This window comes from Candidatus Limousia pullorum (genome assembly GCF_057405065.1).
On the sequence record NZ_CM171614.1, the window covers coordinates 2163856 to 2176969 of the forward strand.

Consider the following 13114-nt stretch of genomic DNA (forward strand, 5'->3'; position numbering starts at 1 on the left):
TAATCACACCCTGCCAAATTGTTTTTCTATCTCTCTTCTTGATATTGAAACCACAATAGGTCTGCCATGTGGGCAGTATCTGAGCTGTGGATTTTCGTGGAGAATTTTTACAATCTCCATAAGTTCTGCACTTGAATTAAGGTTTCCGCCTTTTACTGCGGCACGGCAAGCCACATTGTGATAAATCCAATCCATATGCTCTGTGGTAATATCTTTTTTATTTTTTGCGATGTATCCCGCCATTTCAATAACGGAATCGTGTATATCCTTTTCGTCAAGATACTGGGGAGCGCTTCGCACAATCAGTGTTCCGAAACCGAAATCCTCTACATCAAATCCCGCTTCCTTAAACACATCAAGATGAGCTATACTGCTGTCGTAATCCATTTTGTCAAGCAAAACCCTTACAGGATCCAAAAGCATTTGAGAAAAACCTTTTCCCTTTTCTTTTTTAAGTTTTTCATAAAGAATTCTCTCATGAGCCGCATGTTTGTCAATAAGCAGCATCTCTTTTTTCTCGTTTTCAAGGATAATATATGTATTGAAAAGTTCTCCTATAAAACGAGGTAATACTGTTTGCTCATCCTTTTCCAAAAGATTTTCACCTGTAAAGTTTTCTTCTTTAGGCTCTTGCACCGCTTCTGAGGTCATATCATTATCTTTGAAAACCTCTTTATTTAGCTTTGCATAAACATGAGCATTTTTATCTACTCCTGCAGAATCATTTAAGTCACGCTGGTTTTTATTTGAGGAAAAGTTTCCGTGGTCATTAAAGTTAGTTATAATCTTTTCCTTTAAAGCCTTTATATATTCATCCGACGGGGTAACTTTTTTAATTGAGTCACCATCATTTTCAGCAAGAGGTTTCTTATCCTCTTTCTTTTCTTCTTTCTCCTCAAAAGTAATGGAAATATCCTCTTCTGTTTTGTTTTTAAATATATCAGAGCTATTATTCTCTGATGGCTTTTCTGCTTCTTTAAAAGGTTTTTCTTCAAGGCTTAACGGCTTAATATTTTCAGAAACACTGTCAAGTTCAGAAATCGGGTCTGTTTTTTCTTCAGCCTTTGGAGGTTCATTTTTTTCTGCTTCTTCCAAATCACGCTTTTTAAATATCATCTGCGCCATCTCAAAAGGATTTACCTTTGGAGTCTGAGGTTCAAATGAACTTTTTTGTAAAGAATTTATCACAGCTGATTTATTTGTATCCTCTTTCAGCAATGCAGATTTTACACCATGATAAACCGCATCAAAAACAGGCTTTTCATTTACAAAGCGAACCTCTATTTTTGCCGGATGGACATTGACATCCACCATGCTGAAATCAAGCTGAATATTTAAAACACAGGCAGGAAATTTCCCCACCATTACAGAACCCTTGCAGGCCTCTTCCAAAGCCACAACTCCGGTTTTTGTTTTGACGTAACGTCCGTTGATGAAAAAATTCTGCATATTTCTGTTGGGACGGGCGTTGACCGGTCTTGAAATAAATCCGTAAACACGCACATTATCAAGGGTGTAATCCACCGGCATCAAAGTGTTTACAAATTCTCTTCCGAAAACCGAATATATGGCGGAACGCAGTTTTCCGTCACCTGTAGTTTTTAAAGCTACCTTTCCGTCCTTAATATAAGTAAATGCAATCTCAGGATGAGCTAAGGCAAGCCTGTCCATAACCGCCGAAACCGCATTGCCCTCTGAAATATCCTTTTTTAGAAATTTCATTCTTGCAGGAACATTGAAGAAAAGTTCACGGACAATAAAGGTTGTACCAACAGGACAGCCAACATCCTCGAACAAGACCTCCTCTCCGCCCCTAACTCTGTAGGAGGTTCCCACAAAGTCTTCCGGACATCTGGTTATAAGGGTAAGGTCGGAAACGGCTGAAATAGACGCCAGAGCCTCTCCTCGAAATCCCAAAGTGCCTATTTTATCAAGGTCGCTTTGGTCTTTTATTTTACTGGTTGCATGGCGCAGAAATGCTTTTTTTACATCGTCACGCATAATTCCGCTGCCGTTGTCTGCAACCCTCATAAATGACACGCCGCCGTTTTTTATTTCAACAGTTATGGCGGTTGAGCCGGCATCAATAGAGTTTTCCACCATTTCTTTTATTGCCGAAGCCGGTCTTTCAACAACCTCGCCTGCGGCAATAAGCTCCGCCATATGTTTATCTAAAACATTTATTCTTCCCAAACGTGTCACCACCTTTTTTATTATTCTATAAGCTGTTTAAGCTCGTATATCACATTCAACGCTTCAATAGGCGTTAAAGTATTTACATCAATTTCTTTTAATCTCTCTTCCACCTTAGAGGGTGCGCTTTCAGTCAGCAAAAACGGTGAGGCAAATTCACTTGCCTGCTGTTTCGAGCTTTTTTTCTGTTCAGGAACATCCGGCTTTTTGCCGCTTTCCAGCTCAGAGAGTATTTTATTTGCTCTTTTTATAATCCAGTCGGGAACTCCTGCAAGCTTTGCAACTGCTACGCCGTAGCTGTCGTCGGCTCCTCCGGGAATTATTCTTCTCAGGAAGGTTATGTCGTCCCCTCGTCTTTTTACGGCAATGTTATAGTTTTTAACACCGTCAAGCAAATCCTCAAGGACTGTAAGCTCATGGTAGTGTGTAGCAAAAAGGGCTTTCGCTCCCAATTTCTTTTTATCAACCACATATTCCAAAACGGCTCTTGCAATGCTCATTCCGTCAAAAGTAGAAGTTCCTCTGCCTATCTCATCCAAAATAAGTAAGCTTTTTGAAGTGGCGTTCATCACAATGTTTGCCACTTCGCTCATCTCAACCATAAATGTTGACTGACCTGCCGCCAAGTCGTCTGATGCGCCCACACGTGTGAAAACGCTGTCCACTATTCCCACATGAGCGTATGATGCAGGGACAAAGCTTCCCATCTGAGCCATTATAACAATAAGGGCAGTCTGGCGCATGTATGTGGATTTACCTGCCATATTAGGGCCGGTAATTATAGCCACACGGCAGTTGTCGTTATCCAGATTTACATCGTTAGGAACAAAGGGTTCATTCTTTAAAATAGCTTCAACAACAGGATGACGGCTGTCCTTGAGCTTTATAACGCCGTCGAGGCTTATTTCAGGGCGCACATATCTGTTGTCAACAGCCACATTTGCAAGGGAAACCAAAACATCCAGAACCGCTATTGTAGTTGCTGTTTTCTGAATTCTATCAAGGTTTTCAGCCACCTGTTTTCTTATACCGTCCAAAAGTTCATATTCAAGGGCGACTGAACGGTCTTTTGCTCCTAAAATTCTGCTTTCCAGAAGTTTAAGGTCATCGGTAATATAGCGTTCACAGTTGGTAAGGGTCTGCTTTCTTATGTAATTATCCGGAACCAAATCCTTTGAGGAATTTAAAATTTCAATATAATATCCGAATACTTTGTTATAGCCTATTTTAAGCTTTGGTATTCCTGTCTTTTCTTTTTCCCTTGTTTCGATATCAGCCAAAAGCTGTGAAGAATTGGTCATATCTCCACGCAGAACATCCAGTTCTTTATTAAATCCCTCTTTGATTATATTTCCCTCTCTCACAGAGAAAGGCGGGTCTACTGCAATGGAATTATCTATAAGTGTAAAGATATCCTCCAAAACATCAAGCCCGGAATAAATCTCGGAAAGCTTGCTGGATTCACTGTCCTGAAGATAGCTTTTAACAGATGGAAGAACCTCCAAAGTGGAAGCAAGAGAACGCAGGTCACGTCCGTTTGCAGAACCATACACTATTTTAGTAAGCAGTCTTTCCATATCGGAAATTCCCGATAAAAGATGTGCAAGCTCCATTCTCTTTTCCGTGTCCCCTGCAAGCTCTTCAACTGCGCTTTGTCTGTTGATTATCTCACAGATATTCATAAGAGGCTTTTCAATCCAGCTTCTGATAAGCCGCTTGCCCATAGGGGTTTTTGTCTTATCCAGCACCCAGAGAAGAGAACCCTTTTTCTCATTGCCTCTCATGGTTTGTGTAAGCTCAAGATTTCGGCAGGTGTTGTAATCAAGCCTCAAATACTGACTGTCAGTAAAAATCTTGATTTTATTTATTCTTTCAAGTCCCACCATCTGAGTTACTGAAAGGTATTCCAAAAGTCCGCCCAAGGCTTTTATAACCAAAGGCATTTGTGAAATCTTCTGAAACTCATCCGTTGGGAATTGGTTTTCAAGCTCATTACGGCACTTATTCTCATCGTATTTTTCATCTTCAAACATTTCCACAGAAGCGGAAAGCTTTTCAGAGATAAATGTATCCAGCTTTTTGATGTTTATTACATCTCCGCCGATAAGAATTTCTCTGGGAGAAAATGCCGTAAGCTGATTTTTAACAAGCTCACCTGTTGCTGTGCTATCGCTTACCACAGTCACCAAAAGCTCGCCTGTTGAAATATCGCAAAAACACATTCCCGTATCATTGCCAAGGCCGTAAAGAGAAGCTATATAATTGTTTTTTCCCTCGTCCAGCATACTGCTTTCAAGCACTGTGCCGGGAGTTACAATTCTTATAATCTCTCTTTTTACAAGACCTTTTGCCTTTGCAGGGTCCTCGGTTTGCTCGCATATGGCAACCTTGTAGCCCTTTGCCACAAGCTTTGCAAGATATCCCTCATAGCTGTGAAAAGGTATTCCGCACATAGGCGCACGTTCTGGCAAACCGCAGTCTTTTCCTGTCAAAGTGAGATTAAGCTCACGGGAAGCTATTTTTGCATCGTCAAAAAACATTTCATAAAAATCTCCCAAGCGGAAGAATAAAATGCTGTCTTTATTTTTTTCTTTTATTTCGCAGTACTGCTGCATCATTGGCGATAAATCAGCCATTTACATACTTCCTTTCCTTATTTTAGGGAGATAAAATAAGTTTTTATCAGCCGCATCCGCCGCATGTTGAGCAGCTGCCTGAGCAGCTTGACTGTGAGTAGTCGGCAGTTTCAGGGTCTGCACCCTCAGCACACTGAGTAATGATAGCAGTAACTCTCTGCATAATAGCGTCGAACTCATTTTTTGCCTCGTTATAGGCTGTCATGTTTTCATTTTTCATAATGTCTGCGTAAACGTGACGCATTTCAGCGTTGAGCTCCTTGAGCTTCTCGTCGCTTCTGTCCTCTTTGGAAGCCTCGTTGTTGATAGCCATTCTCTTGAGGTTAAACTCGCCTATAAGTCTCTGAAGGTCGATATCTGCGTCTGCCTTTTTCTGAGCGTCCATAAGCTTTTTGAAGCTTTCCTCCTGCTGGAGTGCTCTTCCCAAATCTCTTGTCATTTCAATAATATCCATTTTAATTTTCCTCCGTTTTATATTATCAATGTATTTTTCTATTTTATTATCAAAGAAGCTTTCCTCTGAGTATCCAGTTTCGGGCTTCTGTGATTTCTGCATTTTGGAATGTTCCGATAGTGTTTTTATCTCCCGGAAGCTCTACAACGATGTTGCCTGAGGTTCTTCCTGCAAGCATACCGTCCTTTCCGGTTTCTCCCTCAATTAGAATTCTCTGAGTTGTTCCCACCATAGCGGCGCATCTCTTTGCGGCGATTTCTTCCTGAACCGCCAAAAGCTCGGAAAACCACTTTGATTTTTCCTCATAAGGTATCGGGTCATCCATTTTTGCCGCCGGTGTTCCAACTCTCGGAGAGTAGATAAAGGTAAACAATGATGTAAACTCTACCTTTCTGATAAGCTCCAAGGTCTGTTTGAAATCCTCATAGGTTTCACCCGGGAATCCTACAATTATATCGCTGGTAAGTGAAACATCCGGTATTTTGCTTTTTGCATAATCTATAATACTCAAGTATTTTTCCACATTATAGCGTCTGTTCATAAGCTTTAAAATTCTGTCGCTTCCTGACTGGAAAGGCAGATGCAGATGCTTGCTTATGTGCTTACCATTCGCCATTGTGTCGATAAGTTCCTTTGTGCAGTCCTTTGGATGTGAGGTCATAAATCTTAAAAGATAATCGCCCTCGATATCGTCAATCTTTTTCAAAAGCTCTGCAAAGGTGATTTTCTCTTCAAGACCTTTTCCGTAGGAATTTACGTTTTGACCCAGCAATGTTATATCCTTATAGCCTGCGTCAATCATGTTTTTGGCTTCCTGAAGAATTACCGAGCTTTCACGGCTTCTCTCTCTTCCACGCACATAAGGCACTATGCAGTATGTGCAGAAGTTATCACAGCCATACATGATAGGAAGCCAGCCTTTAAAGCTTCCGTCACGTCTTACAGGTATTCCCTCATGCACCAAAAGGTCGTCGTTATCTCTTTCAAAGACTCTCTTTCCATCAACAAGTGACTTATACAGAAGCTGCGGAAAAATATGCATACAGTGTGTTCCGAATACAAGACCAACAAAAGGAAAGCTCTTATAAATCTTGTTTGCAACATGCTCCTGCTCCATCATGCAGCCGCACAAAGCGATAAGAACTGACGGATGCTTTCTTTTAAGTGACTTTAAAGCTCCCACATTGCCGAAAACTCTGTCCTCGGCATGTTCTCTTACGGCGCAGGTGTTAAAAAGAATAAAGTCGGCGTCGTTCGGGTTATCTGTAAACTCATAACCGCACATGGAGAGCATTCCCTTTATCTTCTCGCTGTCTGCAACATTCTGCTGACAACCGTAGGTTCTGATATAAGCAAGAGGCACTTCTCCCCTTTTTCTTATCTCCATAATCTCGGCTATGAGTTTTATATAATCGTTTTGAATTTCCGGTGAATTGTTTAAATTGTCGTTAAGCAACGGACAAAATCCCCCATTCTCTTGTAGTATCATGTTATTCTACCACAAAATACGCTTTTTTTCAAGTAAATAAGGTTATGAGATTGCTTAAAAACAAAATATTCAGATAACCGTCAATTTTTATATATCATAATATCTGCTGTACTGGGGAACCTCTCCTCCGATAACCGTCTGAGATATTATATAATTGGTTGTTACCTCTATTTCCTCTTCATATCCGTACGCCGCAAGTATCACCGTTCCGGTAACAGTAAGCTCCACCTGATGGAGTGTCTGATTTATTCCTGCGCTTTCAAAGCTGTCTGTAATTTGAGCCTCAAAGCTGCCTGTTAAAAAATAAGTGAATGCTATATCTGGACCAACCTCTGTAAGAAGTGTAAGCCCTGAAAAAGCTCCTATTGGTATACTTATGTTTTCCGTATGTATTTTTTCAAGAGATGCTGAAATTTCACTTTCCAAATCGCTTTTAAATTTGTTCACAGAATCAGCGTCGGTATTTACGGCGGTTACCGTTCCGTCACCGTTTGTGGAAATATTTACAAAATCTTCATTCGGAGACTCCTCAAGGGTTTTTGTAACTGCGTCTGAGATACATTTCTGAACAACAACTTTCCCCTTGGTTCTTATAAAGTTATCCTGTATCGGCTTTACCTGATATTCAAACACTGCCGCCAGCGCCACACAAAGTACAAAAAAGAAAATCAGATATTTTTTAAAAATTTTCCTTTTCTTCCTTTTAGTTTTTTTATAAAGCATAAAAAACACCTCCCGCTATTATACACGGAAGGTGTTTATTTTGTTACTTGTGACCGGAAATTAAATTACTCTTCCTCGCCTTTAGCGCACTCGTCGCAGTCGCACTCCTCGTCCTCAAGCTCTGAGAAATCAAACTCGAGAGTTTCGCCACACTTAGGGCAGTTGATCTCGCCGCAGAGAAGAACATCCTCAGAAACGCTGATTGTCTCGCCGCAGGTTGGGCATGTTACATCATAGTAAACATCCTCTTCCTCGTCGTCACCGCCGCAGCAGCCGCAGTCACAATCGTCGTCGCACTCGTCCTCATCATAATCCTCATAGAAATCATCCTCAAGGTATGAGAGATCTTCGTCAACAGCATCAATCTGCTCTGAAAGTTCATCATAGAGGTCTTCCATCTGAGTTACTGTGAAAGACATATCGTCCAAAAGCTCAATAATAGCATTGAGAACCTTTACCTCGTCCTTTGACTGGTCAAGATTAAGTCCTTCTGCCAAACCTCTGATGTAAGCAATTTTTTCGTTCAAGTTCATAGTAAAATCTCCTTAAATCTGTGCATTATGCACGGCCCATGTACTCGCCTGTTCTTGTATCGATCTGAATCATTTCGCCCTCATCGATGAAGAGAGGAACCTTGATTTCAGCGCCTGTCTCAAGAGTTGCAGGCTTTGTTGCATTTGTAGCTGTGTCGCCCTTAAATCCAGGGTCTGTCTTTGTTACCATAAGCTCAACAAAGTTTGGTGGCTCTACGCCGAAAACATTGCCCTTGTAAGAAAGGATCTTGCAAACCATGTTCTCTTTTACAAACTTAAAGTTGTCGCCGAGAATGGATTTATTTATCGGGATCTGCTCCCATGTCTCTGTATCCATGAAATAGTAGAGGTCGCCGTCTTCGTAGCTGTACTCCATATCTCTTCTCTCGATATAAGCTGTTGGATATTTATCATTTGGGTTGAAAGTTTTTTCAACAACAGCGCCTGTGATTACATTTCTGATTTTTGTTCTTACGAAAGCAGCACCCTTACCTGGCTTAACATGCTGAAATTCGATAATAGAAACAACCTGTCCATCCATTTCAAATGTAACGCCGTTTCTGAAATCTCCTGCAGATATCATAAGTTAATTCCTCCTATTTATTCCTCCGCCGCATCTTTTTGCGCCAAACAAAAAAATTTGTCGGTACTCAACAATTATATTATACATAAAAGCGACATAAAAATCAATGACTTTTTGCAATAAAAATCAGATTACAATCAAGTCCTTGGTAAAAGAAGCAAAATTTTTGTATCCTCCGTGTTCTACAAGAACCATATCTTCGATTCTTACGCCGAATTCTCCCGGAATATAAATTCCCGGCTCATCGGTTATCACCATTCCCGGACTTAAAAGCTTTGTGCTTCTCGGAGAAACTGTGGGAGCTTCATGAATTTCAAGTCCCACTCCGTGGCCAACTGCATGTCCGAAATAATCTCCGTAACCGGCATCCTTTATTATATCTCTTGCAGCTGCGTCCACCTGATTGGCAAAAACCGAATCCTTAATAGTGTCCAAAGCGGCTTTCTGAGCTTTCAATACGATATCGTAAACCTGCCTTTGCTTTTCATTTATGTGACCGATACCGAAAGTTCTCGTCATGTCACTGTGGTAACCCTCATAGACCGCACCGATATCAAAGGTAAAGAAGTCGCCGTCTTTTACAACTCTGTCTCCCGGTACGCCGTGAGGCAAAGATGTATTTTCACCGGTGATTGTAATAAGGTCAAAAGAAACGTCCTCTGCTCCGTAAAGCTTCATAAGATACTCAAGCCTTACCGCTATACTTCTTTCAGTTACTCCGGGCTTTAAATCGTTTAAAACCTCTGTAAGAGCTTTTTCCGTAATATTCTGAGCGGTCTGCATTTTTTCAATTTCATCGGGAGTTTTGATCATGCGGTTGTTGGCAATCGCCATATCAAAACCGCCGTCACATTCGAGCTTTATGGAATGACGTTTTGTGAAAAGCTCTGTAAATCTGTTGTATTGAAGTACATTTGTTTCTCTAGCCTCAAGGCTTAATAAAGTTACTCCGTTTTCAACACAGGCCTTGCATATGTCCTTTTCACGCTCAACAGAATTTATAACCTGAGCGGAAGAAACTGTTTTTTCTGCGGCTTCAGCATATCTGAAATCCACAAAAAGATAGGCTTTTTTCTCAGTGATAAGCAAAGAGCCCTCGCTGTGGCGCATTCCGGTAAAGTAGTAGATATTTTCATCCTTGGTAAAAAGCATAGCTTCATTTGGAGCAAAGATGTAATATCTCATTTTCCTTATTCTTTCGCTGTAAATACTCATACCATCAATTCCTTTAATGCCTCAAGTCCCAGAAAATATACAAGCTTTCCGAATCCTGCAATCTGTCCCACACAAACAGGAGCTATTACAGAGTGATGACGAAACTCTTCCCTTTTGTGGATATTTGACATATGAACCTCTACAAAAGGAATATTAACAGAAGCTATAGCGTCCCTCAAAGCATAACTGTAATGGGTCAAAGCGCCTGCATTTATAACAACGCCTTCGTAAACTCCCAAAGTATAATGTATTTTGTCAATCAAATCACCCTCGTGATTAGACTGGAAAATATCACATTCAAAGTCTAAAGACTTTGCTTTTTCCAAAATCTGCTGATTTATGCTTTCGGCGGTTTCTGTTCCGTAAACGCCTTTTTCTCTCACTCCAACCATATTCAGATTTGGACCTAAAATTACAAGTACTTTTTTCATTATTATCATTCCTTAGAACTCACATTTAATTCTTCCGAAACAGTAAAAAAGCGGACAAGAAGCCCCTGTCCGCTTTTTGCTTTTAATTATTTATATTTGCGTTTGCGAGCTGCTTCGGATTTCTTCTTACGCTTTACGGAAGGCTTTTCATAAGCTTCTCTTTTGCGTACCTCAGCAATAACGCCGGCTCTTGCACACTGCTTCTTAAATCTTCTGAGTGCGCTCTCAAGAGATTCGTTATCCTTAAGTCTAACTTCTGCCATCTATCTTCCCTCCCATCCGCCATAAGGCAGGGGTTATATGCACATAATTGCAAGGAGTATTATATAACATAACTGACATACTTGTCAATAGGATAATGAAAATTTAGTTGAATTTTATCAAAAAATCATTTCATCGGCTTAACAACTATGTTGACAAGCTTTCCTTTTACATAAATTTCCTTGACTATGTTCATACCGTCAATAAGTTTTGCAACATTGGCGTCAGCCTTTGCCGCATTAAGTGCAGTTTCATTGTCACAGTCGGCAGGAATATTGATTTTTGCCTTAATCTTGCCGTTAACCTGAACTGCAATTTCAACTGTGGCCTCAACACATTTGCTTTCGTCATACTCAGGCCACTTCTGAGCGGCAATTATATCGTCGCCCAAAGCACACTGCTGGTTCATTTCCTCTGTAACATGAGGAGCAAAAGGATTGAGCAGAATGCTGAATATGGAAAGTTCCTTTTTATTTATAGAACCCACTGCGGTGATGTCGTTGATAAGTGCCATCAACGCCGCAATAGCTGTATTAAACTTAAGATTTTCAATGTCGTCTCCGACTTTTTTAATTGTTCTGTTGAACGGACCCTCAAGCTCAGGTCTTATTTCATCGCCGTCTACGAGTATGTTCTGGAGATTCCAGTAACGCTCAATAAATCTGCGGCAGCCTCTGATACTTGATGTTTTCCAAGGAGCAGCCTTTTCAAAGTCGCCTATGAACATTTCATAAAGACGCATTGTATCTGCACCGTACTCGTCAACAACCTCATCCGGGTTTACAACATTGCCTCTGGACTTACTCATCTTTCCGCCGTCTTCACCCAAAATCATTCCGTGGCTTGTTCTCTTAGCGTATGGCTCTTTTGTTGTAACCACGCCGATATCGTAAAGGAACTTGTGCCAGAAACGGCTGTAAAGCAAGTGCAGTGTTGTATGCTCCATACCGCCGTTGTACCAGTCAACAGGTGACCAGTATTCAATAGCTTCCTTGCTTGCCAAAGCCTTGTCGTTGTGAGGATCCATATATCTGAGGAAGTACCATGAAGAACCTGCCCACTGAGGCATCGTATCTGTTTCTCTGTGTGCTTTTCCTCCGCAGTGAGGACATGTGGTTTCTACCCAGTCTGTGATATTTGCAAGAGGTGATTCTCCGTTGTCTGTAGGCTCGTAGGACTCAACCTCAGGAAGCTTAAGTGGAAGCTCGCTCTCATCAAGAGGAACATAGCCGCACTTCTCACAGTAAACAATCGGAATAGGCTCGCCCCAGTATCTCTGACGTGAGAATACCCAGTCACGAAGCTTGAAGTTTACCTTCTCGTGTCCGATACCCTTTTCAGTAAGGAATTCAACGATTTTTTTCTTTGCATCCTCAACTGAAAGTCCGTCCAAAATACCGGAATTAACCATAATGCCTGTTGCGCAGTCGGTAAATGCTTCTTTCTCAACATCTCCGCCCTTAACAACCTCGATTATCGGCAAATCGAATTTCTTTGCAAATTCCCAGTCACGTGTATCGTGTGCAGGAACAGCCATAATTGCGCCTGTACCGTAGGAAACAAGAACATAGTCGGAAATAAAGATAGGTATCTTTTTATCGTTTACAGGGTTAATTGCCTCAACGCCCATAAGACGAACACCTGTCTTGTCCTTGGCAACCTCTGTACGCTCAAAGTCAGACTTTCTTGCAGCCTGAGCCTGATATTCCCTTACCTCGTCCATGTTTTCCAAAATTCCTGCCCACTTTTCAATCATCGGGTGTTCAGGAGAAATAACCATATATGTAGCACCGTAAAGGGTGTCAGGTCTTGTTGTGTATATTGTGAGCTTGTCTCCGGTTGTTGTGGTAAAGTCAACCTCTGCGCCTGTGCTCTTGCCAATCCAGTTTTTCTGCTGAGCCTTAACTCTCTCAGGATAGTCAACCAAATCCAAATCCTCTATGAGTCTGTCTGCATATTCTGTGATTTTCAGCATCCACTGAGATTTAACTTTTCTTACAACCTCACTGCCGCAGCGCTCGCATGTGCCGTTGACAACCTCTTCATTTGCGAGAACGCATTTGCAGGATGTACACCAGTTAACAGCCATTTCTTTTTTATAGGCAAGTCCGTGCTTGAAAAGCTGGAGGAAAATCCACTGAGTCCACTTGTAATATTCAGGATCAGTTGTGTTAATCTCTCTGCTCCAGTCAAAGGAAATACCCAAAGACTGAATCTGGCTTTTAAATCTTGCCACATTCTGCTTTGTAACAATTTCAGGATGAATGTGGTTTTTAATTGCATAGTTCTCTGTAGGAAGTCCGAAAGCGTCCCAGCCTATCGGATACAGTACGTTGTATCCCTGGAGTCTTCTTTTTCTCGCAACAGTATCAAGAGCTGTATAAGGACGTGGATGTCCAACATGCAGACCCTGACCTGAAGGATAAGGGAACTCTATCAATGCATAAAATTTTTCTTTCTGTGAATTTTCCTCAGCGTGGAAAACCCCTCTGTCCTCCCAAACCTTTTGCCATTTGGGTTCAATCTGTTTATGGTCGTACTTCAAAACAGAAACCTCCTTGTTTATTTAGCCGCAGATGCGGCATGCTATTCAATA

At 41.2% G+C, this 13114-nt stretch carries 11 protein-coding genes; all 11 read right to left on the minus strand.

Features of this window, described 5'->3' with window-relative positions; translation table 11 throughout:
- Nucleotides 1-3: 3 nt before the first annotated feature.
- The 11 genes from mutL to leuS all read right to left on the minus strand — a co-directional run bounded on the left by mutL (nucleotide 4) and on the right by leuS (nucleotide 13063).
- Nucleotides 4-2193: a DNA mismatch repair endonuclease MutL gene (gene mutL / locus CGICJO_RS09970; protein ID WP_486498753.1), complete on the minus strand. Its 2190-nt coding sequence runs from the start codon at nucleotides 2191-2193 to the stop codon at nucleotides 4-6.
- 20 nt (nucleotides 2194-2213) lie between these two features.
- On the minus strand, nucleotides 2214-4829 hold the full coding sequence (mutS, locus tag CGICJO_RS09975; RefSeq protein ID WP_486498754.1) for a DNA mismatch repair protein MutS: 2616 nt from the start codon (nucleotides 4827-4829) through the stop codon (nucleotides 2214-2216).
- A gap of 46 nt (nucleotides 4830-4875) precedes the next feature.
- Nucleotides 4876-5283, minus strand: a complete 408-nt coding sequence (locus CGICJO_RS09980; RefSeq protein ID WP_087376559.1) for a YlbF/YmcA family competence regulator — start codon at nucleotides 5281-5283, stop codon at nucleotides 4876-4878.
- A 49-nt stretch (nucleotides 5284-5332) separates the two neighbouring features.
- Nucleotides 5333-6739 (minus strand): tRNA (N6-isopentenyl adenosine(37)-C2)-methylthiotransferase MiaB, encoded by a 1407-nt coding sequence (gene miaB / locus CGICJO_RS09985; protein WP_486498755.1) that lies wholly within the window; start codon nucleotides 6737-6739, stop codon nucleotides 5333-5335.
- A 120-nt stretch (nucleotides 6740-6859) separates the two neighbouring features.
- Nucleotides 6860-7495: a sporulation protein YunB gene (yunB, locus tag CGICJO_RS09990; protein ID WP_486498756.1), complete on the minus strand. Its 636-nt coding sequence runs from the start codon at nucleotides 7493-7495 to the stop codon at nucleotides 6860-6862.
- A gap of 65 nt (nucleotides 7496-7560) precedes the next feature.
- Nucleotides 7561-8028, minus strand: a complete 468-nt coding sequence (locus tag CGICJO_RS09995) for a CD1247 N-terminal domain-containing protein (RefSeq protein ID WP_087376565.1) — start codon at nucleotides 8026-8028, stop codon at nucleotides 7561-7563.
- 25 nt (nucleotides 8029-8053) lie between these two features.
- Complete coding sequence (gene efp, locus CGICJO_RS10000; RefSeq protein WP_087376567.1) at nucleotides 8054-8611, minus strand: elongation factor P; 558 nt, start codon at nucleotides 8609-8611, stop codon at nucleotides 8054-8056.
- A gap of 126 nt (nucleotides 8612-8737) precedes the next feature.
- On the minus strand, nucleotides 8738-9826 hold the full coding sequence (locus tag CGICJO_RS10005; RefSeq protein WP_486498757.1) for a M24 family metallopeptidase: 1089 nt from the start codon (nucleotides 9824-9826) through the stop codon (nucleotides 8738-8740).
- Nucleotides 9823-10257: a type II 3-dehydroquinate dehydratase gene (gene aroQ / locus CGICJO_RS10010; RefSeq protein ID WP_486498758.1), complete on the minus strand. Its 435-nt coding sequence runs from the start codon at nucleotides 10255-10257 to the stop codon at nucleotides 9823-9825. The genes CGICJO_RS10005 and aroQ overlap by 4 nt, the downstream gene beginning before the upstream one ends.
- An 86-nt stretch (nucleotides 10258-10343) precedes the next feature.
- Nucleotides 10344-10520 carry a 30S ribosomal protein S21 gene (gene rpsU, locus CGICJO_RS10015; protein WP_022506407.1) on the minus strand — a complete coding sequence of 59 codons (177 nt, stop codon included), beginning with the start codon at nucleotides 10518-10520 and terminating at the stop codon, nucleotides 10344-10346.
- Nucleotides 10521-10645: 125 nt separating this feature from the next.
- Nucleotides 10646-13063 carry a leucine--tRNA ligase gene (gene leuS, locus CGICJO_RS10020; RefSeq protein ID WP_486498759.1) on the minus strand — a complete coding sequence of 806 codons (2418 nt, stop codon included), beginning with the start codon at nucleotides 13061-13063 and terminating at the stop codon, nucleotides 10646-10648.
- Nucleotides 13064-13114 lie beyond the last annotated feature (51 nt).

What these genes read in the sequence shown, in the direction of transcription:
- mutS (WP_486498754.1), bottom strand. Translation starts at nt 4,829, where the DNA reads ATGGCTGATTTATCGCCAATGATGCAGCAGTACTGCGAAATAAAAGAA.
- rpsU (WP_022506407.1), bottom strand. Translation starts at nt 10,520, where the DNA reads ATGGCAGAAGTTAGACTTAAGGATAACGAATCTCTTGAGAGCGCACTC.
- aroQ (WP_486498758.1), bottom strand. Translation starts at nt 10,257, where the DNA reads ATGAAAAAAGTACTTGTAATTTTAGGTCCAAATCTGAATATGGTTGGA.
- efp (WP_087376567.1), bottom strand. Translation starts at nt 8,611, where the DNA reads ATGATATCTGCAGGAGATTTCAGAAACGGCGTTACATTTGAAATGGAT.
- CGICJO_RS10005 (WP_486498757.1), bottom strand. Translation starts at nt 9,826, where the DNA reads ATGAGTATTTACAGCGAAAGAATAAGGAAAATGAGATATTACATCTTT.
- CGICJO_RS09995 (WP_087376565.1), bottom strand. Translation starts at nt 8,028, where the DNA reads ATGAACTTGAACGAAAAAATTGCTTACATCAGAGGTTTGGCAGAAGGA.
- CGICJO_RS09980 (WP_087376559.1), bottom strand. Translation starts at nt 5,283, where the DNA reads ATGGATATTATTGAAATGACAAGAGATTTGGGAAGAGCACTCCAGCAG.
- yunB (WP_486498756.1), bottom strand. Translation starts at nt 7,495, where the DNA reads ATGCTTTATAAAAAAACTAAAAGGAAGAAAAGGAAAATTTTTAAAAAA.